The 25,401-nt window shown below is 66.2% G+C and carries 20 protein-coding genes; 9 read left to right on the top strand and 11 right to left on the bottom strand.

Annotation, left to right across the window (positions count from 1 at the left end; genetic code table 11):
* Nucleotides 1-29 precede the first annotated feature (29 nt).
* The 3 genes from NX782_RS12145 to NX782_RS12135 form a co-directional block, all read right to left on the bottom strand.
* The gene (locus NX782_RS12145) at nucleotides 30-800 is read right to left on the bottom strand and encodes a DJ-1/PfpI family protein (RefSeq protein WP_258845728.1); all 771 of its coding nucleotides are present in this window, start codon (nucleotides 798-800) and stop codon (nucleotides 30-32) included.
* 64 nt (nucleotides 801-864) lie between these two features.
* On the bottom strand, nucleotides 865-1,386 hold the full coding sequence (locus NX782_RS12140) for a hypothetical protein (protein ID WP_258845727.1): 522 nt from the start codon (nucleotides 1,384-1,386) through the stop codon (nucleotides 865-867).
* Nucleotide 1,387: 1 nt separating this feature from the next.
* Entirely contained in the window at nucleotides 1,388-2,155 is a 768-nt protein-coding gene (locus NX782_RS12135) for a PhzF family phenazine biosynthesis protein (RefSeq protein ID WP_258845726.1), read from the bottom strand.
* A 103-nt stretch (nucleotides 2,156-2,258) separates the two neighbouring features.
* Between NX782_RS12135 and NX782_RS12130 the strand changes: the two genes are divergently transcribed.
* Nucleotides 2,259-5,435 carry an error-prone DNA polymerase gene (locus NX782_RS12130; RefSeq protein WP_258845725.1) on the top strand — a complete coding sequence of 1,059 codons (3,177 nt, stop codon included), beginning with the start codon at nucleotides 2,259-2,261 and terminating at the stop codon, nucleotides 5,433-5,435.
* 134 nt (nucleotides 5,436-5,569) lie between these two features.
* Here the strand turns inward: NX782_RS12130 and NX782_RS12125 are convergent, their stop codons facing one another.
* A complete protein-coding gene (locus NX782_RS12125) occupies nucleotides 5,570-7,276 on the bottom strand; it encodes a methyl-accepting chemotaxis protein (protein WP_258845724.1) in 1,707 nt (568 codons plus the stop codon).
* 300 nt (nucleotides 7,277-7,576) lie between these two features.
* Between NX782_RS12125 and NX782_RS12120 the strand changes: the two genes are divergently transcribed.
* The gene (locus NX782_RS12120) at nucleotides 7,577-8,902 is read left to right on the top strand and encodes an amidohydrolase (RefSeq protein WP_258845723.1); all 1,326 of its coding nucleotides are present in this window, start codon (nucleotides 7,577-7,579) and stop codon (nucleotides 8,900-8,902) included.
* 167 nt (nucleotides 8,903-9,069) lie between these two features.
* Here the strand turns inward: NX782_RS12120 and NX782_RS12115 are convergent, their stop codons facing one another.
* The 5 genes from NX782_RS12115 to NX782_RS12095 all read right to left on the bottom strand — a co-directional run bounded on the left by NX782_RS12115 (nucleotide 9,070) and on the right by NX782_RS12095 (nucleotide 15,866).
* A complete protein-coding gene (locus tag NX782_RS12115) occupies nucleotides 9,070-9,471 on the bottom strand; it encodes a PRC-barrel domain-containing protein (protein WP_258845722.1) in 402 nt (133 codons plus the stop codon).
* 86 nt (nucleotides 9,472-9,557) lie between these two features.
* A complete protein-coding gene (locus NX782_RS12110; protein ID WP_258845721.1) occupies nucleotides 9,558-10,571 on the bottom strand; it encodes a cupin-like domain-containing protein in 1,014 nt (337 codons plus the stop codon).
* Entirely contained in the window at nucleotides 10,561-11,262 is a 702-nt protein-coding gene (locus tag NX782_RS12105) for a SapC family protein (RefSeq protein ID WP_258845720.1), read from the bottom strand. Before NX782_RS12105 ends, NX782_RS12110 begins: the two co-directional genes overlap by 11 nt.
* Nucleotides 11,259-12,806 (bottom strand): tryptophan halogenase family protein, encoded by a 1,548-nt coding sequence (locus tag NX782_RS12100; RefSeq protein ID WP_258845719.1) that lies wholly within the window; start codon nucleotides 12,804-12,806, stop codon nucleotides 11,259-11,261. The genes NX782_RS12105 and NX782_RS12100 overlap by 4 nt, the downstream gene beginning before the upstream one ends.
* 48 nt (nucleotides 12,807-12,854) lie before the next feature.
* On the bottom strand, nucleotides 12,855-15,866 hold the full coding sequence (locus NX782_RS12095; protein ID WP_258845718.1) for a TonB-dependent receptor: 3,012 nt from the start codon (nucleotides 15,864-15,866) through the stop codon (nucleotides 12,855-12,857).
* A gap of 448 nt (nucleotides 15,867-16,314) precedes the next feature.
* On the opposite strand from NX782_RS12095, the gene NX782_RS12090 reads away from it, so the two are divergent.
* Nucleotides 16,315-17,583: an ROK family transcriptional regulator gene (locus NX782_RS12090; RefSeq protein ID WP_258845717.1), complete on the top strand. Its 1,269-nt coding sequence runs from the start codon at nucleotides 16,315-16,317 to the stop codon at nucleotides 17,581-17,583.
* Here NX782_RS12090 and NX782_RS12085 read toward each other — a convergent pair.
* Entirely contained in the window at nucleotides 17,580-18,632 is a 1,053-nt protein-coding gene (locus NX782_RS12085; RefSeq protein ID WP_258845716.1) for a M48 family metallopeptidase, read from the bottom strand. The genes NX782_RS12090 and NX782_RS12085 overlap by 4 nt on opposite strands.
* Before the next feature lie 5 nt (nucleotides 18,633-18,637).
* Nucleotides 18,638-19,801 (bottom strand): YjgN family protein, encoded by a 1,164-nt coding sequence (locus NX782_RS12080; RefSeq protein WP_258845715.1) that lies wholly within the window; start codon nucleotides 19,799-19,801, stop codon nucleotides 18,638-18,640.
* Between the two features lie 235 nt (nucleotides 19,802-20,036).
* On the opposite strand from NX782_RS12080, the gene pyrG reads away from it, so the two are divergent.
* The 6 genes from pyrG (at nucleotide 20,037) to NX782_RS12050 (ending at nucleotide 25,363) form a co-directional block, all read left to right on the top strand.
* A complete protein-coding gene (gene pyrG / locus NX782_RS12075; protein ID WP_258845714.1) occupies nucleotides 20,037-21,719 on the top strand; it encodes a CTP synthase in 1,683 nt (560 codons plus the stop codon).
* Nucleotides 21,716-22,570, top strand: coding sequence for a 3-deoxy-8-phosphooctulonate synthase (kdsA, locus tag NX782_RS12070; RefSeq protein WP_258845713.1), 855 nt, complete (start codon nucleotides 21,716-21,718; stop codon nucleotides 22,568-22,570). Before pyrG ends, kdsA begins: the two co-directional genes overlap by 4 nt.
* Before the next feature lie 126 nt (nucleotides 22,571-22,696).
* Nucleotides 22,697-23,983 carry a phosphopyruvate hydratase gene (gene eno, locus NX782_RS12065; protein WP_258845712.1) on the top strand — a complete coding sequence of 429 codons (1,287 nt, stop codon included), beginning with the start codon at nucleotides 22,697-22,699 and terminating at the stop codon, nucleotides 23,981-23,983.
* Between the two features lie 89 nt (nucleotides 23,984-24,072).
* Nucleotides 24,073-24,432, top strand: coding sequence for a cell division protein FtsB (ftsB, locus tag NX782_RS12060; protein ID WP_258845711.1), 360 nt, complete (start codon nucleotides 24,073-24,075; stop codon nucleotides 24,430-24,432).
* Between the two features lie 2 nt (nucleotides 24,433-24,434).
* A complete protein-coding gene (locus NX782_RS12055; RefSeq protein WP_258845710.1) occupies nucleotides 24,435-24,677 on the top strand; it encodes a hypothetical protein in 243 nt (80 codons plus the stop codon).
* A gap of 206 nt (nucleotides 24,678-24,883) precedes the next feature.
* A complete protein-coding gene (locus NX782_RS12050) occupies nucleotides 24,884-25,363 on the top strand; it encodes a hypothetical protein (protein WP_258845709.1) in 480 nt (159 codons plus the stop codon).
* Nucleotides 25,364-25,401: the final 38 nt, after the last annotated feature.

Genomic DNA, 25,401 nt, shown 5'->3' with positions numbered 1-25,401 from the left:
CGATAGCACGAAGTGCCCCCGGCCCGGCGCTAGCTGTCCTGGACGGCTTCCCCGGTCCCGGCCGCCACTTCCTTGCCGCCGCGCTTGCGCAGGCTGCGGTTGGCAGCCACCACGCCGACGCCCACGATCGCCAGGCTCAGCATGGCGCCGAGCGAGGGCGCCGCCAGCCAGCGCAGCGACTGGTCGGGCAATTCCGACGGCGCCTGCTGGGGCGGATCGGAATCGGCCCGGGTCACGGCGGGATCGGCAGCAGGCTCGCCTGCCAGCAAGGGCAGCAGTTCGCGCAGGAAGGCGGCGCAGTCCTGCGGGGTCCGGCTGGTCAGGATGCGGCCGTCGCGCACGGTTTCCTGGTTGCACCAGGTGGCGCCGGCGTTCACCAGGTCGTCGCGCACGCCCGGCCAGGAGGTGAGCAGCCGGCCGCTGGCCAGCCCGGTCGAGACCAGCACCAGGACCCCGTGCGACATCGCCGCGATCGGCTTGCCGGCGGCGTCGAAGGCGCGCACGAATTCACGCGCCGGGGCCGACTGGCGCAGCAGGTCTGGCGCAATATAGCCACCTGGAATCAGCAGGCCGTCGTAGTCGGCGGCGCTGGCGTTCTCGACCTTGCTGTCGACCTTGACCAGGTCGGATGGCTGGTGCACGTTCATGCTGCGTATCCGGCCCGGACGCAGGGCGACGAGCGCGGTCTGCGCCCCCGCGTCCTTCAGCGCCGCCAGCGCGGCGCCCAGTTCCGCCCCCTCGACACCGTCCGCCGCGAGCACGGCAATCCGCTTGCCGGCGAGTTTTCCGGTTGCGCTCATGATCTTCTCCCATCGACAGACTCCTGCTAGCAGAGTCGGCACGCGGGGCTTTAGTTCCCGGGCGCTAGCTTTGCGCCGGCGCCGGCGGCAGCTCCGGCATCGTGCAGTGCTGGGAAATGGCAAGGCCCTTCAGGAAGGCGCGGCGCACCGACCCGGCCGTGATGCAGGCGGACACGTGCTTCGAATGGCGCTCCGCGCCGCTCAGCTTGCGTATCCAGCCGCGGAACGGAATCAGTCCCTCGGCGGTCCGTTGCACCGCGCCGACCGCCTGATCTTCGGCCAGGTCGGACGCCTTGTCCATCAGGGAAGTCTCGGCCTTGGCCGAGGCCGCCGCGTCGTAGTCGGGACCGAGCGCGCTGTCGAGTTCGTGGAGCTCGCGGGCGATCGCCACGCAGCTCAGCCCGGCCGGCATCAGGTAGGGATTTTCCTGTGCCTTCTCGAGCACGCTCGGGATCTCGGTCTTGCGGATGCCGAGGTCGTTGAGCGGGGCGGTGGCGGCAGTGCCCATGCGCGATGCCGTGCGCGAGGCGCAGCCGCCCAGGATCAGGAGGGCGGCAAGCGCGATGAGCTTGATGGCGCGCCGCATGCTAGACCTCTACTCTGCCGCCGACCAGGATCGCATCGCCTTCGACCCGGGCCTTGATCAGGCAATCGCTGCCGACCGCGCGGCCCTGGCGCACCGTCAGGTTTTGTTGCAGCGCCAGCGCGAGCGCACCCGCGGCGACGCCGGTGGCGCTGTCTTCGAGCGCCGGGTCGAGGTGGTTGAAGTTACGGCCCTCGAGCGTGTCCGCATTCAGCCGGCAATAAACGTAGAGGCCGTTCACGCCCTGCTGCCGGCCCCAGGCCGCGATGCCGGCCAGGTCCGGCGCCAGGCCATACAAGGTATCCACGTCCCGCACCTCCACCAGCAGTTTGGGGCTGCCGACCGAGGCCACACGGGGCCTGGACGCCAGCGCCAGGCCGGGCGCCCGCAGCAGCGCCGCGACCTGCGCATCGTCGATGGCCGGCGCAGGCGCGGGCTGGGGCGCCAGCCGCACGAAATAGTCATCGCCTTCGCGCGCCAGGCCCAGCACCTGGCCCTGCATGGCGGTGCGCACGCTCAGTCTTGCCGCAGCGCCGGGACGGCCGGACAGCAGCGCGGCCACCGCCAGCGTCGCGTGCAGGCACAGCGGGCTGCGCATGTGCGGGTAGAAGTAATCCACCTCGCCATCCGCGGACAGGAAGACGCAGGTGGTGTTGTGTTCGCGAGCAAAGGCCTGGCGGGCAGCCTGGTCCATGTCGTCGTCTTCGATCACCAGCGCCGGGTTCCCTTGGCCTGGCCGCGCCCCGAAGCATCTCAATGTTTGCACGTGCATGTTTCGCAATTGTCGAAGTCGTCAGTTATACTGTGTTTTTATACAGTATTGTCTTTGGTTAAGGCAATTGTAGCCCTATTTGCATACAAACAACGCACGCACGATGCCATCCGAGCCGCCATCTTCCCAAACGGGTCTGCACCTGGGCCTGCCCCAGTATGCGGAGCTGTTCTGCCTGTCGAACTTCTCCTTCCTGCAAGGGGCATCGCATGCGGAGGAACTGGTGGCGCGGGCCGTGCAGCTGGGGTATGCGGCGCTTGCGATCACCGACGAATGTTCGCTGGCCGGGGTCGTGCGCGCGCATGCGGAAGCGAAGGGGGCAAAGCTGCCGCTCATCATCGGCGCCCATTTCCATTTGAAACACCCGGACGGCACCGATGCGCTTTCTCTTGTCCTGCTGGCGCAGAACCGCAACGGCTACGGCAACCTGTCGGAACTGATCACGCTCGGGCGCACCCGCAGCGCGAAGGGGACTTACCTGCTGCATCCCGCCGACCTGGAAAGCGGCATGCCGGACTGCCTGGCGATCCTGCTGCCCGCCTACCCGGGCCACGACCAGGAAGGTGTCGACCGCCTGCACGCGCAGGCGGCGTGGATGGCGCTGCGCTTCCCGGGCCGCGCCTGGATCGGCCTGAACCTGCTGCACCGCGCCTTCGACGATGCCCACCGCGCCACCGTCGAGGAAGTCGGCTGGCAGCACGGCATGAAGATCGTCGCGCTCGGCCACGTGGTGATGCACGTGCGCTCGCGCAAGCCCTTGCAGGACACCCTGAGCGCGACGCGGATAGGCAAGCCGGTGGCCGAATGCGGCTACCAGCTGGCCCAGAACGCCGAGCAGCATTTGCGCTCGCGGGTGCGCCTGGCCAACATCTATCCGCGGGCGGCGCTGGACGAGACTCTGCGCATTGCCGGCCTGTGCACATTCTCGCTGGACGAACTGCGCTACGAATACCCGGACGAGGTGGTCCCGCCCGGCCACACGGCCGCCAGCTATCTGCGCAGCGAAACCTATATCGGCGCGCACCGGCGCTTCCGTAACGGCATCCCGGCCAAAGTACAGGCTCAGATCGAGCATGAGCTGGGCCTGATTGCCGAGATGCGCTACGAGCACTATTTCCTGACCGTGTACGACATCGTGCGCTTCGCCCGCTCCCAGCACATCCTCTGCCAGGGCCGCGGCTCGGCCGCCAATTCGGCGGTGTGCTATTGCCTGGGCATCACCGAGGTCGACCCCAGCCGTGCCAGCCTGCTGTTCGAACGCTTCATTTCGAAGGAGCGCAACGAGCCGCCCGACATCGACGTCGACTTCGAGCACCAGCGGCGCGAGGAGGTCATCCAGTACATCTACCGCAAGTACGGCCGCGAGCGCGCCGCGCTGGCGGCGGTGGTGATCAGCTACCGCCCCAAGAGCGCGCTGCGCGACAGCGGGCGCGCGCTCGGCATCGACCTTGCCATCGTCGAGCGGGTCTGCAAGCAGCATCACTGGTTCGACAGCAAGGCCGACCTCCTGAACCGCCTGGCCGAGAGCGGCCTCGATCCGGAGGCGCCGCTGTCGCAGCAGTGGGCTTCGCTGGCGCAGCGCCTGCTCGGCTTTCCGCGCCACCTGTCGCAGCACCCGGGCGGTTTCGTGATGGCGCGCGGGAAGCTCTCGCGCCTGGTGCCGATCGAGAACGCGACCATGCCCGAGCGCAGCGTCATCCAATGGGACAAGGACGACCTCGAAGAGCTGGGCCTGATGAAGGTCGACGTGCTGGCGCTGGGCATGCTGTCGATGCTGCGCCGTGGCCTGGAGCTGGTTGGCCAGCGCCACGGCACCGTGTTCGAAATGCAGGACATCCCGCCGGACGACCCGGCCACCTACCGCATGATCCGCGCCGCCGATACCGTGGGCGTATTCCAGATCGAGTCGCGCGCCCAGATGAGCATGCTGCCGCGCATGAAGCCGCGCCAGTTCTACGACCTGGTGATCCAGGTGGCCATCGTGCGCCCCGGGCCGATCCAGGGCGGCATGGTGCATCCCTACCTGCAGCGGCGCGAGCAGAAGGCGCCGGTGGTCTATCCGAGCCCGGACATGAAGGTGGCTTTGGCCCGCACCCTGGGCGTGCCGATCTTCCAGGAGCAGGTGATGCAGGTGGCGATCCTGGCGGCCGGCTTCACACCCGGCGAGGCCGACCAGCTGCGCCGCGCGATGGCGGCCTGGAAGCGCAAAGGGGGACTCGAAAAATACTACGAGCGCATCGTCGGCGGCATGCTGGCCAAGGGCTACGACATCGGCTTTGCCGAGCAGATCTTCAGCCAGATCCAGGGCTTCGGCGAATACGGTTTTCCGGAGTCGCATGCGGCCAGCTTCGCGCTGCTGGCCTATGCCAGTTCCTGGCTCAAGTGCCACGAGCCGGCGGCGTTCTTGTGCGCGCTGCTGAACAGCCAGCCCATGGGCTTCTACAGTCCCTCGCAGCTGGTGCAGGATGCGCGCCGCCACGGCATCGAGGTGCGCGCGGTGGACGTGACGGTCAGCGGCTGGGAGTCGACGCTGGAAGAGCTGGACGCGCACGCAACCGATCCGTCCCGCCCCCAGCCGGCGGTACGCCTCGGCCTGCACATGCTGCGCGGGATGGACAAGGGCGCCGCCGAGCGCATCGAGCTGGCGCGCGCCATCCGTCCCTTCCTCGACACCGCCGACCTGGCCCGCCGCGCCAGCCTGGACCGCGGCGACCTGCAGGTGCTGGCCGGCGGCAATGCGCTCGAGGCCCTGGCCGGGCACCGTCGCCAGGCCCTGTGGCAGGCGGCGGGCGCGGTGCCGGACAAGGACTTGCTGCGCCCGGCCTCGCTGGCGGAAGAGGTGCCGACCCTGGCCGCGCCCAGCGAAGGGCAGGAGATCGTCGGCGATTACCGCGCGCAGGGGCTCACGCTGGGCCGGCATCCGCTCGCGCTGCTGCGCCCGCAATTGCTGGCCAGGCGTTTCCTGCCGGCCGAGGTGCTGATGGATTTCGCCAACGGCCAGCTGGCGCGCGCCTGCGGCATCGTCACCGTGCGCCAGCGTCCGGGCACGGCCAAGGGCGTGCTCTTCCTTACCATCGAGGACGAAACCGGCAACGTCAACGTGATCGTGTGGGCCAGCCTGGTCGAACAGCAGCGGCGGGAAGTGTTGAATTCCCACCTGCTGGGCGTGTACGGGATCTGGCAGAAGGAAGGGGAGGTCAGGCACCTGGTGGCCAAGCGCCTGGTGGACATGTCGCACCTGCTGGGGAATCTCGATACCCGCAGCAGGGACTTTTGCTAGTTCCAAATATGTCGTCCCCGCGCAGGCGGGGACCCAGGTTTGTTCGCATTTCGACTGCGCTGGCAGAACTTGGGTCCCCGCCTGCGCGGGGACGACGTTGACAAGCTAACGGGACGACGTTGACAAGCTCACTGTTAGAACTCTTCCCAGTCGGCTTCCACGGGCTGCTTGGCCGGCTTGCGGGCCGGCTTTGCGCTCGCGGCCTTGACCGCCGGCGCCGCCGCACGCGGCAGGGCCGGGCGCACCGGCGCGGCCTTGGCCGGGGCCGCAGGCAGGGCGAGGTCGTGCGCGCGGTCCAGCTTGAACACGCTGACCACCTCGGCCAGTTTGGCGGCCTGGTCCTGCATCGAGCCGGCCGCTGCGGCGGCTTCCTCGACCAGGGCGGCGTTCTGCTGGGTCACCTGGTCCATCTGGGCGATGGCGCTGTTGACCTGCTCGATGCCGCCGGTCTGTTCCTGGCTGGCGCTGGTGATCTCGGCCATGATGTCGGTCACGCGGCGGATGCTGCCCACCACCTGTTCCATCGTGCTGCCGGCCTGGTCGACCAGCTTGGTGCCGGCATCGACGTTGGCGACCGACGCGGTGATCAGTTCCTTGATCTCCTTGGCGGCGGCGGCCGAGCGCTGCGCCAGGTTGCGCACTTCCGATGCGACGACCGCGAAGCCGCGGCCCTGTTCGCCGGCGCGCGCCGCTTCGACGGCGGCGTTCAGCGCCAGGATGTTGGTCTGGAAGGCGATGCCGTCGATGACGCCGATGATGTCGGCGATGCGCTGCGAGCTGTCGTTGATCGCGCCCATGGTGGTGATGACTTCGCCGACCACGGCGCCGCCCTGGGTCGCCACTTCCGAGGCGGCGATGGCGAGCTGGTTGGCCTGGCGTGCGTTGTCGGCGTTCTGGCGCACGGTGGTGGTCAGTTCTTCCATCGAAGCCGCGGTTTCTTCCAGCGCGCCGGCCTGCTGCTCGGTACGGGCCGACAGGTCGAGGTTGCCGGCGCTGATTTCGCGCGAAGCGGTGGCGATGGTGTCGGTGCCGCCGCGGACCTGGCTGACGATGCCCACCAGGCTGTCGTTCATGTGGCGCAGGGCGCGCAGCAGGGCGCCGGTTTCGTCCTTCGAGTGCGCTTCGATGGTGCGGGTCAGGTCGCCGCTGGCAACCGTCTCGGCGACGGAGACGGCGTCGCGGATCGGCAGCACGATGCCGCGGGTGAGCAGCCAGGAGACGATTGCGCCCAGCACCAGCGCGCAGCCGCTGAGGATCACGATCATCCTGGTGGCGGCCATGGCCTTGTCGTCGATGCCATTGGCGGTGGCGTCCATGCTGTTGCGCTGCATGGTCACCAGTTCCTGCAGCAGGTCCTGGTATTTTTGCGCGGCCGGGGTGAATTCCTTTTCGAGGATGCGCGCCGCTTCATCGGCATTGCCCTCGGCCTTGGCCTTGACGGTGCCGTCGCGCGAGGCGCTGTAGGCCTTGCGCTGTTCGAGGATCTTGGCGAACAGTTCCTTTTCAGGACCATCGGCGGCGATCAGCGGTTCGATCTGTTTGAGCAGTTCGGCGGCCTTCTTGACCGAGGCGGCCGCGTCGTCCTTGAAGTAGGCGGCGAGCGAGGGATCGGTGCTCTTGGCGATGGCGGCGGTGCGACGGATCGATGCGAAGTTCAGGCTGTACCAGTCGGTGATCAGGCGCTCCTTTGCCAGCGGCACGGCCATCATGGTCTTGGCCGACTCGGCGACTTCCGTCATGCGCCAGGCGCCGACGGCGGCAATGACCACCGTCATCGCCAGAATGAGAGCAAAGCCGAGTCCCAGGCGTTTGCCGATCTTGATGTTTGCAACGAATCCCATCGATATTCCTTTTGTTGAAAGATGGCCGGCCACGCGTGAAGGAAACCTGCTCGAGATGGAGCATGGGCACGAAGGGGGCAGGCCTGAAGTGTACATATTGTACGGTCTATACATTTCCAATCGGAATGGGAAAATGTTTTATGGAAATATTTATGCAACATTTTGTAGGTATAATCCCACAAAGCCGGGGGAATTGTTAAATATTCATTGTTACAAATGGAGTGAACTGTTAGCCTGAAAAAAGCGGCATGTCAAACTTGCCTCGTTTTCGCCTCACCTAAACAACGTGAACCTATCCCCATGAAGTCATCCAACATCCTCCGCAGCGTCCTGTTCCTGACCGGTCTGATCGGCGCTGGCGCCGGCGCCGCCAACCTGCCGGCACCGTTCGCCGAGCAGCTCAACGCCAACTACCCGGCCATCGAGAACCTGTACCAGGACCTGCACCGCAATCCGGAACTCGGGTTCAACGAACACCAGACCGCCGCCAAGCTGGCCGAACTGGCCAGGAAGCTGGGCTTCGAAGTCACCACCGGCGTCGGCGGCACCGGCGTGGTCGCGATCATGAAGAACGGCCCCGGCCCGACCGTGATGCTGCGCACCGAGATGGACGCGCTGCCGGTCCAGGAAAAGACCGGCTTGCCGTTCGCCAGCAAGGCCACCGCCAAGAACGCCGCCGGCGAGACCGTGTCGCTGGCGCACGCCTGCGGCCACGACCTGCACATGTCGGCCTGGTACGGCACCGCCAAGCTGATGGCCGACAACCGCAAGGCGTGGAGCGGCACCCTGATGCTGATCGGCCAGCCGTCGGAAGAAACCGTGCACGGCGCCGAAGCGATGCTGAAGGATGGCCTGTTCAAGCGTTTCCCGAAGCCTGACTACGCACTGTCCTTCCACGACGACGCCACCATGCCGTCGGGCACGATCATGTACCACGCCGGCCCGTTCCGCGCGTCGTCGGACGTGGTCAACATCACGGTCTTCGGCCAGGGCGGCCACGGCGCCGTGCCGCACGAGGCACGCGACCCGATCGTGATCGCTTCGCGCATCGTGCTGGCGCTGCAGACCCTGGTCGCACGCGAGAACAACCCGATCGATCCGCTGGTCATCACCGTCGGCAGCATCCACGGCGGCACCGTCGCCAACATCATCCCGGACCAGGTCAAACTGTCGCTGTCGGTGCGTACCTTCAAGCCGGAAGTGCGCAAGCGCGTGCTGGCCAGCATCGCACGCGAAGCGAAGGGCGAGGCGATGGCCGCCGGCGCGCCGAAGGAGCCGCTGGTCCAGGTCGAGCCGGGTACCGACTCGGTCTACAACGATCCGGAGCTGATCGGCCGCATGGTCAAGACCGTGCAGGGCGCGGTGGGTCCGGAATTCGTGAAGGAGATGCCGGCCAAGATGACCTCGGAAGACTTCTCGCAATACGGTCTGCAGCCGGGCGTGAAGGCGGTGCTGCTGCACGTCGGCGCGGTCGATGGCGCGCGCCTGGAGGCCGCGAAGAAGGCCGGCCAGCCGCTGCCGGGCACCCACTCGCCGCAATGGGCGCCGGACTTCAAGCCGACCGTGGTCAACACCATCAAGGCTGAAATCGCGATCCTGCTGGACCTGATGGCGCCGAAGAAGTAAGAACCTCGTCGCCCCCGCGCAAAAAACTCGTCGCCCCCGCGCAAAAACTCGTCGCCCCCGCGCAGGCGGGGGCCCAAGTTCTTCGCGGTTCGAACAACTTGGGTTCCCGCCTGCGCGGGAACGACGTTGAAGACGCGGGAACGACGTCTAGAACGCGGGAGCGTCGTTCAAGCTGTGCGAGTTCCGTAGTAGTTGTGCACCGCGCCGGCCCATTCGAGGTCGGCCATGTCCGGCCAGTGGTCGGTATCGAATCCCGGCGCGTTCTCGATGCGCTCTTTCGGGATGTCCATCGTGAAGCGTTTGTGCTGCGGGTCCAGCCTCAAGGCCTGCCAGGGCACCGCGATCAGTTTTTCGCCCAGGCCGAGAAAACGGCTGGACGACATCACCGCATAGGCGATGGCGCCGGTGCGCATGTCCACCATGAATTCCTTGATCACTCCCAGGTGTTCGTTCTGCAGGTTATGGACATGGTCGCCGAGCAGGGTGTTGGCACCCATCAGCTCCGGGCCGGGTCCCTTGCCGTGCTTGTTCCTGTACATACCGTAGTCATCTCTTTCCTCGTAGGACATGCCTGGTCTCCTTTATCCGGAAGCGCAAGGATAACCGAGTCCGGCGCCGGCCCGGGTTTCGAAGAACATCCGGCTGCCCCTGGCGCTTAGCGGTTCAGCCGGTTGAGCAATTGGAAGCGCAGCGCCCGCGCACTATCTTCGTCGAGCGGCGCCAGCATCCGGCGCGCGGCCGGCGGGATATGGGCCGCTTCCAGGCCGTCGCTGTCGAACACGTAGTGGCGGAACAGTTCCTGCCAGGCGCGCCGCTGGGCGGGCGGCAGCTCGCGCACGGTGAGCAGCGCCAGCATCAGCGCGCTGGCCGGCGAGTCCATGTGCGGCGGCGACTGGCGCCACCAGTAGTTGACCAGCGCATTGAACGGTTCGAGCGCCTCGATATGGTGCCACCACATCGAGGGAATGAAGATCGCGTCGCCCGGTCCCAGCTCGGCCGTCAGGGCGCTGCGCATCGCCCTGGCGAAGCGCGGGAAGCGTTCGAGGTCGGGTTTGGCGAAGTCGACCAGGCTGATCGCCTGCCCGGCCGGCGTGAAGTCGAGCGGCCCGATGTAGAGGTTGGCCACCTGCTCGGGCGGGAACAGCGTGAAGCGGCGGCGCCCGGCGGCCACGACGGCGATGTTGTCCGGCACGTCGTAGTGCGCGGCAATGCGCGAGCGGTTGCCGATCCAGATGCTGACCAGGGGCGTGCGCCCGCCCAGGTCGAGGTCGTTCTCGGCGCGGAAACCCGGCAGGTAGTGGTCGATCATCGTCGAGCCGACATACACCGAGGGCGGGTGGGCGTCGTCCTTGTGGTCCTCCAGCTCTTCCAGCACCTTGTCGAGCGGCGCCTTGATGGCGGCGTAGTTGAAGCCGCTCAGGTCTTCGTTGTAGAAGTAGCGGCCCGCCATCTCCGGCGCGCCCAGGAAGGCCAGCACCTTTTCGCCGCGGTAGAAACGGCGCAGGTAGGCCCCCGCTTCCTGCTGCGACAGGCGCGCCTTGCCGACCATCGGCCAGGAAGCGGCCAGGCCGCGCAGCACCACCGGCTCGGAGGCGGTGAGCAGCTCGTCGCTCAGGACGTCCGGCGCCAGGCCGGAGAGCTCGCGGATCGGCGCGGGGTCAGGCAGCATGACGGCGTTCCCGGCGCGCGATCAGGTCGCGCATGTGCGCGAACGAGGCCACGACCATGTAGATGGCCTGCAGGTGGCCGTCGCGGCTCAGGCGTTCGAGCGCGGCGCCGGGCAGGGCATGCAGGCGTTCCTCGTGGATCGTGTAAAAGCCTGCCAGGCGGTGCTCTGCGCCGTCCTGCAGCGTGATGTCGGCGACGAAGGATTCGAGCAGTTCATGTTCGCGCAGCGCCTGCACGAAGGCCGGCATGGCCTGCAGCCCCTGGTGCAGGGTCAGCAGCACCGAATTGATGCGTTCGAGGTATTCGCTGATGCCGCCATAGGACAGGAACAGCTTCTCGCCGACCGTCGTGTTCACGCGCGGGTGGTCGAGGTCGATGTGGATGTTCAGTTCGTCGCCGTGGCGGCCGATCAGGAAGGGATGGCGCTCGACGGCCAGCGGGACGTAATGGGCGTCCCAGCCCTGCGGGGTCAGGAACAGGTTCTCGCCGGCCTCGAAGCCGAACAGCGCCAGCGCCTCGTAGCCGCCGTCGGCGGTGGCGCGAAACACGATCGGGTAGTGCGCCTGGACCGCGCGGAACTCTTGCGGGAAGGTTGGGCAGAACATCACATCGTCGCCGTAGGCGGCGCCGCGGTCGGTGATGACGCGCAGGTCCTTGTGGTCCAGGTGGTGCAGCGGAACGGGTTGGCTCATGGTCTCTGGTGTTCTTGTCGGAGGTGGTTGATCAGCGCGCGGTTGTCCGGCAGCCCGGCCAGCATCCTGCGCGTCAGCGCGGCCGTCTCGTGGAAGCACCGGTCGGCCAGTTCCGGCTGGTCGGCGCGCACGACATGCCGCGACGCCATCTCGAAGCGCATCCCGTACAGCACGTACTGGTAGCTCGCCGCCGGAAAGATTTCTTCGATCCGGGGAAAGTCGTGGCGCGAGGGCGGCTGGTGCCGCCACAGCTGCAGCGAGTCGCGCAGCCGCGCGGGAATCGAGGCGGGCGCCGTGTTGTCCTGCCAGTAGGCGGAATCGCGCCGGCGCGAGAGCGCGTAATGCAGCTTGAGAAAATCGATGACGCGTTCCCAGCGATAGCGGAAGGCCTCGTTGAAGCGCTGCGCCGCCACCGCCATCGCTTCGCGCGTGGCCGGCAGGGCGTCGGCCAGCATCGCGGCCGACAATTCGACCATGGCCAGCGCCGATGCTTCCAGCGGCTCGATGAAGCCGGCGGCCTGGCCCACGGCGACGCAGTTGCGGTGCCAGAAGCACTCGCGGTAGCCCGGTTCGAAGCGCAGCTTGCGCGGCGCCGGCACGTCCTGGGCGCCGCCGCTGCGTTCGAGATAGGCGTGCAGGGTGGCCTGCGCTTCGTCGTCGTCGCAGTGGGCGCTGGAATAGACGTAGCCGACGCCGCGCCGGGTCGGCAGGCCGATGTCCCAGATCCAGCCGGCGCTTTGCGCGGTCGAGATCGTGGGCGAGGCGATCGGGCTGTCGTCGCGCGGGTAAGGCACCTGCACCGCCAGCGCGCTGTCGTTGAACAGCACCTGCTTCTGCGACAGCAGCGGAATGCCGAAGTGAGCCCCCAGCAGCAGCGCGCGCGAGCCGGTGCAGTCGACGAACAGGTCGCCGTCGATCGCGCCGTGCTCGCGCGTCTGCAGGGCGGCGATGTCGCCGTTGTCGTGCGAGCTCACCGCCGTCACGTGGTCCCGCACGTGGCGCACGCCCAGGCGTTCGGTGGCATGGCGGCGCAGGAACACGCCGAACTTGCCGGCGTCCAGGTGGTAGCCGTAATTCGAGACGGCCGCGAATTCAGGGGTGCCGAACTGCTTGGGCGCCTTGCCGGCCATGCACAGGTGCGGCTGGAAGCTCACCAGCTCCGCGAAGGGGACGTCGGGATGCGTGTCGCGCCAGCGCGCGGCCAGGTTGGCTTCGCCGTAGCCCTGGGGGACGACGAAGGGGTGGAAATAACGGTCGGTGCCGCCGCTCAGCCAGCCGTCGAAGCGGGAGCCCTGCTTGAACGAGGCGTCGCATTCGCGCACGAAGTCCGCTTCATGGACGCCGATCCGGCGCAGGGTTTCGCGCATGCTCGGCCAGGTGCCTTCGCCGACGCCGACCGGCGCGACCTCGGGCGATTCGAGCAGCGTCACGCGCAGGTCCGAGCCGAGCGCGCGCGCATGTTCGGCCGCGATGACGGCGGCGGTGAGCCAGCCGGCAGACCCACCGCCGACGATGACGACATGTTTGACTTCGCGACTGTTCATGGTGCGTATGAGAAAAGCAGGCCGCCGGGGGACGGCCTGCGCCATGCCTTAGAACTTGTAGCGTGCGCCCACCATGTAGCGGCGGCCGCCGGTCGACACCTGCAGCACCTGCATGTCGGAACGGCCGTGGGTGCGCTGGGTCGCGTCGGTGAGGTTGATCGCCTCCAGCGACAGGCTCAGGTTCTTGCTGAGATTGTAGCCGACCGACAGGTCCAGCTGGCCGTAGGGCTCGACATAGCTCGGGTTCGGCTTGCTGTTGTCGCTGGTCGACGACAGGAACTCGCCGCGCCAGTTGTAGGCTGCGCGCACCGACAGGTTCTGGTCTTCGTAGATGCCGACCAGGTTGGCGGAGTTCGACAGGCCGACCAGCGCGAACTGGTTGCCCAGGCTCAGGTTGTCGTACTTCAGGTCCGACTTCACGTAGGTGTAGTTGGCCTGGAAGCCGAAACCGTTGGCGAACATGTGCTGCCAGTTCACCTCCGCACCCTTGAGGTTGGCGCCCTCGGAGTTGGCCAGGGTCGACACCGTGTAGGGCAGCGCCGGATCGCCCGGGATGCCGGTGATGGTGCCCTGGGCATTGCCCACCGAGTTGTCGCCGGTGAAGGTCACGCCCGGCTGGCCGGCGAAGTTGTGCAGGATGTAGTTGCGGATGCAGATCCGGTTCGATGCCGAGCAGCCGGATGCCAGCGCCGCGTTCCAGTACTTGCCGCCGACCGGCGTCAGCGCGTTCGGCGAGTTCTCGTTCACCACGGCCGAACCGGTGTAATCGGTCAGGTTCTTGTTGAACAGCCCCAGCGACAGCATGCTCTGCTTGTTGTAGTACCACTCGGCGGACAGGTCCAGGTTCTTCGACTTGACCGGCTCCAGTGCCGGGTTGCCGCGGCTGACCGTATCGCCGGTGACGCTGGCGGTGGTGCCATAGGTGGAACCGCCGGCGATCTGGTCGTAGCGCGCACGGCCGATCGACACGCCATAGCTGGCGCGGATCTTCAGGTCGGGGCGCAGGTCCATGTCCCAGTCCACGCTCGGCAGGAAGTTGTTGTACTTGCCGTGCAGCGTCTCGTAGACCTGGGTGCCGAAGTCGACCGGGAACTCGTTCTCCGAGATCCAGCGGATGGCGGTCGGGACCTTGGTCAGGCCGGTCGAATCGACCCGGGTCTGCTCGTAGCGGAAGCCGATCCCGGTATGCATCGGCAGCGCGGTGTCCCAGTCGGTGTTGAACTGGGCGTAGATCGACCTGGTCTTCTCGATGGTGGTGCGGTCGAACGCCGGGTTGGACAGGCTCGGGGTATAGCCGGCCTGGTCGCCGGTGATGCCGATCGCGGCGTTGCGCACGGCGGCGAAGTCGAACGGGTGGATCTGGGTGAACAGGTTCGGGTTGTCCGCGCCGCCCAGCTTGCCGAAGTACTTGCGCAGGTCGTCCAGGTGCCACAGGCTCTGGTCGTACGCGGCCGAGTTCTGCGGCACGGTGCCGCCCCAGGTATCGCGCTGCACCTGCTGGAAGACCGAATGGTTTTCGTTCTTGATGTGGCCGAGGCCGAAGTTCAGGCCCGAGCGTTCGAACAGCGACAGGCGGCCGCCCAGCTGGATCTGGTCGATCTTCATCTTGTTGACGCCGTCCTGGAACCAGGAGCCGGCGACCTGGTGCGGGGCCGCCACGAAATCGGCGCCCTGGATCGACATCACCGGCATCTCGTTGGTGAAATCGGCGCGCGTGGTGCCGCGGCTGAAGCTGGCGGTGCCCAGGTCGTTGTTGATGCCGAAGGGGCTGTCCGACTTCGCTTCGGCCACCGAATGGTGGACGTCGAAGTTCAGGCGCAGGCTCGGCGACACCTTCCACTGGGCGTTGAAGCCGAGCGAGTTGAGGGTCGACTTGGTGGCCGAGTCGCCGCCGTTCATCGAGATGTCCTGCGGGCTGGTATAGCGTTCCTCGTAGTACAGCGGCGAGGCGAGCGGGCCCTTGGTGAACTCGGCACCCTGGATGTCGGTGTTATGGCCGAACCAGGCCGACAGTTCGCTGTAGCGCTGCTGGATCTTGTTCTCGGCGTAGGTGTAGTCCAGGGTGGTGGTCAGGTCCTTGACCGGGCGGAACTGGAAGGTCAGCTGGCCGTTGGTGCGCTGGCGCTGGTAGCCGTTCATCCGGTACGACATGTTCTGCGGCGTCAGGTACAGGTCGTTCGGGCCCGGCGGGTTCTTGATGTTCACATAGTTCGGGTCGCCCGGCGGCGTGACCAGGCCTTCGCCGCTGGTGGCATTGCCGCGCAGCGGGCCCAGCCAGCCGTTGATGACCGAGGCCGTGTTGATGCCCATGTTGCGCGACTGGTAGCTGCCGGTGGCGGCCAGGCCGAACATGCCGTCGTGCCAGGTGGTGCTGTACAGGCCCGACACTTCCGGGGTGGTGGAGCGCTTGGCCTTGACGTCGCCCGGCAGGTTGTTGTTGGACTCGTCGTACATCACCTTGGCGCCGAAGCTGGCCTGGTTGCCCAGGTCGAGCGGACGGCCCGTCAGGATGTTCAGGCTGGCGCCGATGCCGCCCGGGGTGACGTCGGCGCGCACGCTCTTGTACACCTGGATCTGCGATACGGATTCCGAGGCCAGGTTGCTGAAATCGAATGCGCGGCCCGACTGGTCGCCCAGGCGCGCCGTCGGCATCTGGCGGCCGTTGAGCAGGACCAGGTTCAGGTCGGGGCCGACGCCGCGCACGGTGACGAGGGCGCCTTCGCCGCGGTTGCGGTCGATCGACACGCCGCTGATGCGCTGCAGCGCTTCAGCCAGGTTGGTGTCCGGGAACTTGCCGATGTCGTCGGCGACGATGCCGTCGACGAAGCCGTCCGAGTTGCGCTTCATGTTCAGCGTCGACTGCATGCTGGCGCGGATACCTTGCACGACCACGGTATTCGGGTTGGTGGGATCGGCCGCGTTGGCAGCGGCCCCGGTGTTCGCTTCCTGCGCGTGTGCCTGGCCAAGCAGGGTAGCGCAAGCGCTGGCGACGGCCAGGGCGATCAGCCTTTGCCTGGTGTCTGGGTGGAACGAATTCGCCTTCCGTTTTTTGTGCAGCACGATGTCTCCTCTCGTCTACAAATATGGCGCCGCGCCCAGACGGGAACGTGCCGCTGGTGGTGGTGCCGCAAGGCACCTTTTTGTGATTTTGTAGTGGGGCTTCGTCCGTTATCTGTGTCGGAAATTGCTGTTCGGACTTAATTGTATTGACTGAAGGCTAATGGTTAAGTTTGAATTAGTCAATTCGTCGAACAAACGAAATCGAGGGCCGAAAATGCACGGCGGCGCCCGGGAAACCCATGCCGCATAAGGCGCGGCGAAGCACCCCCGAGCGGTCATGAAATCGATTTCATAGAAAAATCAAGGACTTCGCGTTTTTTCGGCGCCGCTCATCCCGGCGGAAGAGGGGGTTATACTTGTCATTCTGACCCGGCAATGCAGACTTGGGGCTGTCTCTAATGCCGGTACGGGTGTTGCATAAACATCACACTTATCTCACTTATCATCCATGCCAGTCACCGGTGACCACCAACTGCTGAAGCAACTCAATCGGATGGCCCTGGTGCGGCAGGTCAGCACGCAGCCCGGGCTGTCGCGCGCCTCGCTGGCGGAGGTGTTGGGCTTGACCAAGTCGACGGTCACCATGCTGGTGCGCGACCTGATGGACGAAGGCTGGTTGAGCGAGAGCGAGCTGATCGCAACCGGCGAAGTGGGGCGCCGGGCGACGCCGCTGCACCTCGATCCCGACCGGCTGGCCCTGCTCGGCGCCGAGATCGGCGTGGATGAAGCGCGCGTGGTCGCCACCAACCTGCTGGGCGAGGTGCTCGATACGCGCGTGGTCGCCTACGACGATGCGCGCGATCCGGCATCGTGCATCAAGCTGGCCGCTGCCGCCCTGGTCCGCCTGGCGCGCCGGCTGGGACGTGCCACGGGCGCGCTCGGTGCGCGCCGGGTGCTGGGCATCGGCGTCGGCCTGCATGGCGGGGTCGACGAAACGCTCGGGGTCTTGCGCTACGCGCCCCACCTGGGCTGGCGCAACGTCGACGTCGGCACCCAAATGTGGTCGCACTTCGCCGGCACCCCGCTCGAGGGGCTGCCGCTGTACATGCAGAACGAGGCGAACGTCGCGGCGCTGGCCGAATTCGAATTCACCGGACAGTCGGGTACCGATCCGCTGGTCTATTTGTCGATCGGCTATGGCGTGGGCGCCGGCGTGATCGTCGGCGACAGTCTGCTCACCGGCCTGAACGGGTTCGCGGGCGAGGTCGGGCACGCGATCCTGCAAGCCGACGGGCCGGTATGCTCGTGCGGGCGGCGCGGCTGCGCGGATGCGCTGATCGGCCTGGGTTCCTTGCTGGGCAGCGAAAAGCCAAGCCCCGCGGCGCTCGAGCGGCTGTTCGAGAAGGTGGCGCAGGGCCAGTGCCAGACCTGCGCGGCGGTGACCGCGGCCGGGGGCCAGCTTGGCGTCTTGCTGAACAATTTGTGGGCCGCTTTCGACCCGATGGCGATCGTGATCGGCGGGCCCGCGCTGCGGCTGGGCGAAACGCTGATCGAGCCGGCGCGGCGGGTGCTGGGCGAGTATGCGGATGCCGCGATGCTGAGCGCACCGGCGATTCGCACCTCGCGCTTCGGCGCCAACGCGGTCGCGCTGGGCGGCGCCGCACTGGCACGCCACCGGCTCACGCGGCCGCTCGACCTGCAGAGCCTGGCGCGGCGGGCGGACAAGGCGGGCCGCCAGATGCGGGCACCGAGCAGCGAGCTCGGCCTGGCCTGCTAATCCTCAGGGCCCCCCAGCGATTCCAGGCGCTCGATGCGCTCGGCCGTGTCCGGATGGGTCGACATATAGCTCATCGTGGTCTTCAGCCAGCGCGGCGTCGAGGACTCGTTGGGCGCCTGGCTTTCCAGGGCTTCGAGTGCCTCGATGAAGGCGGCGGGCGAATGGCCATGGCGGCGTAGCTGGGCCACCGCGTAGTCGTCGGCATCCAGTTCCATGGCGCGCGAATACTGCATCTGCGTCAGCACCGCCGGCACGCCGGCCGCCACCGCGCTGAAGTCGCCGAACAGCGCCGCCGACAACGCCGCCATCAGCGAGGAACCGGTCATGGCACGCGTGGCATGGCGGTGTTCGATGTGCCCGACCTCGTGCGCGAGCACGGCGGACAGCGCCGCCTTGCCTTCTTCGTTGAGCTGGTTGTCCTTGGTCTGCACCAGGCGCACCATCTTGTCGGTGACGACGATCGTGCCGTCCGGCAGGGCCATCGCATTCGCGCCCAGTTTGGGCGAATTGCGCACCAACAGAAGGATCGGCACGCGCGGATGGGCCGGCAGCATGCCCGGCAGCAGGGCTTCCACTTCGGCGATGCGCTGATCGCTCAGGCGCGAGGGTTCCAGTACACCGTGCCGCTCCAGGCTGGACAAGGCAGCGCGGCCGAGCCGGGTGTCGACCGATGGCGGCAGTGCGGTGGCGATGCGCTCGGCGAGGGCCGGCAGGCCCCGGAAGTAGAGCAGGGCCAGCAGCGCGACCAGCAGCGCCAGCGCCAGCAGCACGGCCGGCCAGCGGCCCTGCCAGCGCTCCACCGCGCTCTTGCGGTAGCCGAGTGCATCGAGCAACTGGCGGCGGTCTGTGGCGCTGACTTCGCAGCTGGCGCCGTCGGCAAAGCGCAGCATGGCGGGCGCGGCGGCAAAGGGTTCGGCCAGCGCCACCGCGGCGACCGGATAGCTGCGTTCGAAGCTGGGCGCGCTGACCAGCAGCTTGTCGGCCTCGACGTTCAGTTGGACCGGATGCAGGCGCGCGCTGCGGCCGTCGAAATAGTGGGCGGTGATCATGGGCGTTACCAGGAAAGATCGAGGCCGAGGAATTCGGCGCTGCCGTCGCCGGCCGCCGATGCGCTGCGCCGGCCGGCCTGGCCGGTCGCGGCTTCGAAGCCGTCGGGCGCCTCGACATGCGCATGGGCGAGGCGGTAGCGCCAGGTGCGCACCGCGGCGAAGGGACGGTACAGGCCCAGGGTCAGGATCGTCAGCAGGACATTGACGGCCTGCAGGCCGAAGTAGCTGCGCAGCCGCATCGAGGAAACGATGCGCACGCCGGGAAAGCCGGTATCCGACCACGCCATATTGTTCATCCGCACCATGACGAACAGGGCGGCCAGGATGAAGTACAGGTAGAGCAGCAGCACGGCAACGACGATCATCACCGGGCCGGCGATCTTGCCGGGGCCGGCAACGGAGGTCGACGTCGCCACGTAGACGACGATGCCGTAGAGCACGGCAAAGACGATGCCCGCCACGAAGGTCACCACGTAGGGCGTCGCCAGCTCGCCGATGCCGGCGCCGAATGCGGCACGCTGGTTGCCATACATCAGGTTGCCGTGCTGGTAGACCTTCATCGCCCCGTGCATCAGCGGCCAGCCCAGGTAGAGCAGGAAGATGGCGCGCACGATCGGCGTGTCCGGCATCAGTGCGATCAGCGCGCCCGGCAGGATGAAGGTGGCGATCGGCAGCGCGTAGACGCGGTAGGCGGCGCCGGTGCCGCCGGCAAAGCCGAAGGGCAGGCCGCGGTACCAGGTGTTCGAGAGCCGGAAGCGCAGCGCGGAACGCATCATGAAGGGCAGGCCCGCCACCAGCACCGCCACCGTGATCGCGCCGGCCATTGCCGAGAAGCCGAAGGCATAGTGGTAGGCCGCCAGCAGGACCACCGCCAGCAGCCGGCCGCGCAGGATCGCTTTCGGATCGCCGCGGAAGTCGAAGCTGGCGCCGGCCAGCTCGGTGTTCCGGTAAAAATACTGGAGCCGGCGGGTTTTGGCCCAGGCCGAGTAGATGCCGAGCGTGGCCACGCTCAGGAGCAGGTTGACGATCCAGATGCGGAAATATTCGGCGCCGCTGCCGCTGAAGCCGAAGCGCAGGGGCGCCGGCGTGCCGAGGTCGGCAGCTTCGGCGGCAGGCAGTGCGGCGTCCGGCAGCACGGCGGTGTCGGCTGCCTGTTCATGCTCGATCATGGGTGGCTCGATGTTGGCTTGAAGGAAAGATGCCAGTGTAAGCACAGCTTTCCTGTCTTGGCAATTTTTGCAAGACGGCTTGATGCCGGCTGAGTCGAATGCGCCACGCCATGGCGTCGAAGCGACGCTCTCGTGCGCTGCCGGAGGCCGTTGCCAAGTTGTAACGAGGAAGTATTTGCAGCTTTTAAGGTATAATTTCAATTTCCCGCGCGTGCCGTTCGGCACCTTCAGCACAATGACCAAATTCGTATTCGTCACTGGCGGCGTCGTGTCTTCCCTCGGCAAGGGAATCGCGGCCGCTTCCCTCGCTGCGATCCTCGAATCGCGCGGTCTCAAAGTCACCATGCTCAAGCTCGACCCGTACATCAACGTCGATCCGGGTACCATGAGCCCGACCCAGCACGGTGAAGTCTTCGTTACCGACGACGGCGCTGAGACCGACCTCGACCTCGGCCACTACGAGCGCTTCATCAGCACCCGCATGCGCAAGGTGAACAACTTCACCACCGGCCAGATCTACGAATCGGTGATCCGCAAGGAACGCCGCGGCGAGTACCTCGGCAAGACCGTGCAGGTGATCCCGCACATCACCAATGAGATCCAGGACTACATCCGCCGCGGCGCCGAAGGCGTCGACGTGGCGCTGGTCGAGATCGGCGGCACCGTCGGCGACATCGAATCGCTGCCCTTCCTCGAAGCCGCGCGCCAGCTGTCGCTGCGCCAGGGACGCAAGGGCGCCGCTTTCGTCCACCTGACCCTGGTGCCTTACATCTCGTCTGCCGGCGAACTCAAGACCAAACCGACCCAGCACTCGGTGCAGAAGCTGCGCGAGATCGGCATTTCGCCGAATGCGCTGCTGTGCCGCGCCGACCGCCGCATCCCGGACGACGAACGCGCCAAGATCTCGCTGTTCGCCAACGTCGAAGAGCAGGCCGTGATTTCGGTGTGGGACGTCGACACCATCTACAAGGTGCCGCAGGTGCTGTGCGACCAGGGCCTGGACGACATCATCCTCGAAGCCCTGGGCCTGGAAGCGCCGCCGGCCGACCTGTCGATGTGGACCAAACTGATCCACACGCTGGAGAACCCGAAGCACGAAGTGACCATCGGCATGGTCGGCAAGTACGTCGACCTGATCGAATCCTACAAATCGCTGACCGAGGCGCTGCGCCACGCCGGCATCCACACCGAAAGCCGCGTCAACATCGAGTACATCGACTCGGAAGAGATCGAGAGCACCGGTTGCGCCCACCTGGCCAAGTTCGACGCGATCCTGGTGCCGGGCGGCTTCGGCAAGCGCGGCGTGGAAGGCAAGATCATGGCCGCGCGCTATGCCCGCGAGAACAAGATCCCTTACCTGGGCATCTGCCTGGGCATGCAGGTGGCGCTGATCGAATACGCGCGCCACATGGCCGGCCTGCCGAACGCCAACTCCACCGAGTTCGATCCGGAAACCGACCAGCCGGTCGTCGCCCTGATCACCGAGTGGCAGAACCACGACGGCAAGGTCGAGAAGCGCGACCTGAACTCGGACCTGGGCGGCACCATGCGCCTGGGCGCCCAGACCTGCGCGGTGAATCCGGGCACGCTGGCGGCCGAGATCTACGGCAACGTCGTGACCGAGCGTCACCGTCACCGCTACGAAGGCAACAACTACTACCTGCCGAAGATCGAAGCGGCCGGTCTGGTGGTGTCGGCCCGTACGCCGAACGAAGACCTGCTGGAAATCATGGAGCTGCCGCGCGACGTGCACCCGTTCTACATCGGCGTGCAATTCCACCCGGAGTTCAAGTCGACCCCGCGTAACGGCCACCCGCTGTTCACGGCGTTCATCAAGGGAGCCCTGGCTCACCAGGCAGAAAACAAACAGGCCGCGAAGGACAGCAACCTCGCGGCCGTGCAAGGAGAAGTGGCATGAAGCTCTGTGGATTCGAAGTCGGCCTCGACCAGCCTATCTTCCTGATCGCCGGTACCTGCGTGATCGAATCGCGCCAGATGGCGATGGACGTCGCCGGCCAGCTGAAGGAAATCACCGGCGCGCTGGGCATTCCGTTCATCTATAAATCGTCCTTCGACAAGGCCAACCGCTCGTCCGGCAAGTCCTTCCGCGGCCCCGGCATGGAGAAGGGCCTGGAGATCCTGGCCGACGTGCGCAAGGAAATCGGCGTGCCGGTCCTGACCGACGTGCATGACGAAGAGATGATTCCGGTGGTCGCCAGCATGGTCGACGTGCTGCAGACCCCGGCCTTCCTGTGCCGCCAGACCGACTTCATCAACGCCTGCGCGCGTTCGGGCAAGCCGGTCAACATCAAGAAGGGCCAGTTCCTGGCGCCGGGCGACATGAAGAACGTGATCGACAAGGCGCGCGCCGCGGCGAAGGAAGCCGGCCTGCCGGAAGATAACTTCATGGCCTGCGAACGCGGCGCCTCCTTCGGCTACAACAACCTGGTGTCGGACATGCGTTCGCTCGCCATCATGCGCGAATCGAACTGCCCGGTGGTGTTCGACGCGACCCACTCGGTGCAGCTGCCGGGCGGCCAGGGCACCTCGTCCGGCGGCCAGCGCGAACACGTGCCGGTGCTGGCGCGCGCGGCGGTTGCCGCCGGCGTGTCGGGCCTGTTCATGGAAACCCACCCGGACCCGGCCTGCGCGCTGTCGGACGGCCCGAACGCCGTGCCGCTGGGCCGCATGAAGGAACTGCTGACGACCCTGGTCGATATCGACCGTATCGTCAAGAAGGCTGGGTTCATCGAATCCAACTTCAAGTAATCGTTCAACCGTCATTCCCGCGGAAGCGGGAATCCATGCTGACTGGCCGAAGCAGGCGCGGTATGGATTCCCGCTTTCGCGGGAATGACGCTGCTAAATTCTTTACTTTCCGGAGACTGAAAAACCATGAGTGCTATCGTTGATATCATCGGCCGCGAAATCATCGACTCGCGCGGCAATCCGACCGTCGAGTGCGATGTTCTGCTGGAATCTGGCGTGATGGGCCGCGCTGCCGTGCCTTCGGGCGCCTCGACCGGTTCGCGCGAAGCGATCGAACTGCGCGACGGCGATCCGAAGCGTTACTTCGGCAAGGGCGTGCTGCAGGCCTGCGAGAACATCAACACCGAAATCAGCGAAGCCATCATGGGCCTGGACGCCAACGAACAGGCATTCCTGGACCGCACCCTGATCGACCTGGACGGCACCGAGAACAAGAGCCGCCTGGGCGCGAACGCGATGCTGGCCGTCTCCATGGCCGTGGCCAAGGCCGCCGCCGAAGAAGCCGGCCTGCCGCTGTACCGCTACTTCGGCGGTTCGGGCGCGATGCAGATGCCGGTGCCGATGATGAACGTCATCAACGGCGGCGCGCACGCCGACAACAACCTGGACATCCAGGAATTCATGATCATCCCGGTCGGCGCGCCGTCCTTCAAGGAAGCGATCCGCTACGGCGCCGAGGTGTTCCACACCCTCAAGAAGATCCTGCACTCGAAGGGCCTGAACACCGCCGTCGGCGACGAAGGCGGTTTCGCACCTTCCGTGGCCAACCATGAAGAAGCGATCAAGCTGATCATGCAGGCGATCGAGCAGGCAGGCTACGAGCCGGGCACCCAGATCGCGATCGGCCTGGACTGCGCCGCCAGCGAGTTCTACAAGAACGGCCAGTACGTGCTGGAAGGCGAAGGCGGCCTGCAGCTGTCGGCCACCGACTTCACCAACATCCTCGAAACCTGGTGCGACAAGTACCCGATCATCTCGATCGAGGACGCGATGGCCGAAGGCGACTGGGACGGCTGGAAGATCCTGACCGACCGTCTGGGCAAGCGCGTGCAGCTGGTGGGCGACGATCTGTACGTCACCAACACCAAGATCCTGAAAGAGGGCATCCAGAAGGGCATCGCCAACTCGATCCTGATCAAGATCAACCAGATCGGCACCCTGACCGAGACCTTCGCCGCCATCGAGATGGCCAAGCGCGCCGGCTACACCGCCGTGATCTCGCACCGCTCGGGCGAAACCGAAGACTCGACCATCGCCGACATCGCCGTGGGCCTGAACGCCCTGCAGATCAAGACCGGCTCGATGTCGCGTTCGGACCGCATGGCCAAGTACAACCAGTTGCTGCGCATCGAGGAAGACCTGGGCGATATCGCCAGCTACCCGGGCCGTGACGCGTTCTACAACCTGAAGTAATATTTTATGTAGTACCCAAAATTCGGGAGTCAATTCCGCACGGCCACGGCCGGTCGGATTGTCTCCCGATTTTTTACACCATATTCACCATGCGTCTCATCACCCTCGCTCTCGCCGCTTTGCTGCTGCTGATCCAGTACCCGCTGTGGCTGGGGAAAGGGGGCTGGCTCGACGTCGGCGAACTGGAGCGGCAACTGGCCGTCAGCCACGCCCGCACCGACCAGCTGAAGGCACGCAATGCCAAGCTCGAGTCCGAGGTGCGCGACCTGCGCGACGGCACCGAAGCCGTCGAGGAGCGAGCCCGCTACGAACTCGGCATGATCAAGCAGAACGAGATCTTCGTGCAGGTGCTGCGCAAGGACGAGAAGCCGGCCGTCATGATGACCCCGCCACCGCCGCCGCGCGACCCCAAGAGCGCCAAGGCGAACCAGAAGCCGCCCGAGGACTGAGCATGAACGAGGAACTGAACACGCTCGAAGCCGTTGCCGCCTACCTGGCGGCCGCCTTCGAGAGCGGCAATGCCGAGGCCATGACCGCGGCCCTGGCGACGGTCGCGCGCTCCGACGGCCTGCCGCTTCTCGCGGCCGCCGCCAGCCTGCCGCGCGCCCAGTTGGCGGATGCCATGCTGGCCGGCGAAATGAGCCTCGACACCACGCTGGCGATCATGAAGGTCATCGACCTGCATATGCCGTGACATCTCGGTGACTTTCGTCGATCGGCGCGACTATGGTTTATAGCAGGCGCGGTTTCATAATAATTTTGTAACAATGTGTCTTCATACTGCTGAGCAGGAATAGAATTCCTGGCAGTCTTTTCTGTGTTGTGCGGTTTGGGCAGGAAGGGCGGCACCCGCCATCGAGCGGGGATTCACACGTATAACGACATATTGGAAACGGAAAAATGAAAAAGAACCTGCTCGCGATCTTGCTGTTCGCGCCGCTGTGCGCCTTCGCCACCGACGCCACCACCTGCGCCACCAACAAGGGTACCTACCTGACCGGCACCATCACCACCAGCGCAAAATTCCAGGCCGCCACCCAGACCATCCAGGGCGTGCAGGTTTCGCACACCATCATGTATATCAAGGCCGACCAGGACGGCCGTTCCTACCAGGTCGCGATGGACAATGTCTATGCCAGCGACTACGTGAAGAACTCGACCTCGATGCCGCCCTCGCTGGCAGCCCTGACCGCCGGCAAGCGCGTCGAAGCCTGCGGCCAGAAGTACTCGGACGGCAGCGGCATCCACTGGGTGCACAACAACTGCAACGCCACCCCGACCACCTCGGCCCCGAACGGTTTCCTGAAGACCGTATCCTCGAGCGGCAGCGTCAGCGCCAACCTGGAACGCAGCCAGGCTTATTGTTATCTGTGGAACTAAGCCAGCCTGGGAAGCACTGCGCCGCAGCCGCCGCAGTG

It is taken from the genome of Massilia norwichensis, assembly GCF_024753245.1.
In the GTDB taxonomy this organism is placed as follows: Bacteria; Pseudomonadota; Gammaproteobacteria; order Burkholderiales; family Burkholderiaceae_D; genus Telluria; species Telluria norwichensis.
Note: the sequence above shows the minus strand (reverse complement) of the source record. Positions and strands in the feature narration are given on the sequence as shown.

Bases quoted from the DNA above. Each gene is read 5' to 3' on its own strand.
- NX782_RS12145 (WP_258845728.1), bottom strand. From the start codon at position 800: ATGAGCGCAACCGGAAAACTCGCCGGCAAGCGGATTGCCGTGCTCGCG.
- NX782_RS12140 (WP_258845727.1), bottom strand. From the start codon at position 1,386: ATGCGGCGCGCCATCAAGCTCATCGCGCTTGCCGCCCTCCTGATCCTG.
- NX782_RS12135 (WP_258845726.1), bottom strand. From the start codon at position 2,155: ATGCACGTGCAAACATTGAGATGCTTCGGGGCGCGGCCAGGCCAAGGG.
- NX782_RS12130 (WP_258845725.1), top strand. From the start codon at position 2,259: ATGCCATCCGAGCCGCCATCTTCCCAAACGGGTCTGCACCTGGGCCTG.
- NX782_RS12125 (WP_258845724.1), bottom strand. From the start codon at position 7,276: ATGGGATTCGTTGCAAACATCAAGATCGGCAAACGCCTGGGACTCGGC.
- NX782_RS12120 (WP_258845723.1), top strand. From the start codon at position 7,577: ATGAAGTCATCCAACATCCTCCGCAGCGTCCTGTTCCTGACCGGTCTG.
- NX782_RS12115 (WP_258845722.1), bottom strand. From the start codon at position 9,471: ATGTCCTACGAGGAAAGAGATGACTACGGTATGTACAGGAACAAGCAC.
- NX782_RS12110 (WP_258845721.1), bottom strand. From the start codon at position 10,571: ATGCTGCCTGACCCCGCGCCGATCCGCGAGCTCTCCGGCCTGGCGCCG.
- NX782_RS12105 (WP_258845720.1), bottom strand. From the start codon at position 11,262: ATGAGCCAACCCGTTCCGCTGCACCACCTGGACCACAAGGACCTGCGC.
- NX782_RS12100 (WP_258845719.1), bottom strand. From the start codon at position 12,806: ATGAACAGTCGCGAAGTCAAACATGTCGTCATCGTCGGCGGTGGGTCT.
- NX782_RS12090 (WP_258845717.1), top strand. From the start codon at position 16,315: ATGCCAGTCACCGGTGACCACCAACTGCTGAAGCAACTCAATCGGATG.
- NX782_RS12085 (WP_258845716.1), bottom strand. From the start codon at position 18,632: ATGATCACCGCCCACTATTTCGACGGCCGCAGCGCGCGCCTGCATCCG.
- NX782_RS12080 (WP_258845715.1), bottom strand. From the start codon at position 19,801: ATGATCGAGCATGAACAGGCAGCCGACACCGCCGTGCTGCCGGACGCC.
- pyrG (WP_258845714.1), top strand. From the start codon at position 20,037: ATGACCAAATTCGTATTCGTCACTGGCGGCGTCGTGTCTTCCCTCGGC.
- kdsA (WP_258845713.1), top strand. From the start codon at position 21,716: ATGAAGCTCTGTGGATTCGAAGTCGGCCTCGACCAGCCTATCTTCCTG.
- eno (WP_258845712.1), top strand. From the start codon at position 22,697: ATGAGTGCTATCGTTGATATCATCGGCCGCGAAATCATCGACTCGCGC.
- ftsB (WP_258845711.1), top strand. From the start codon at position 24,073: ATGCGTCTCATCACCCTCGCTCTCGCCGCTTTGCTGCTGCTGATCCAG.
- NX782_RS12055 (WP_258845710.1), top strand. From the start codon at position 24,435: ATGAACGAGGAACTGAACACGCTCGAAGCCGTTGCCGCCTACCTGGCG.
- NX782_RS12050 (WP_258845709.1), top strand. From the start codon at position 24,884: ATGAAAAAGAACCTGCTCGCGATCTTGCTGTTCGCGCCGCTGTGCGCC.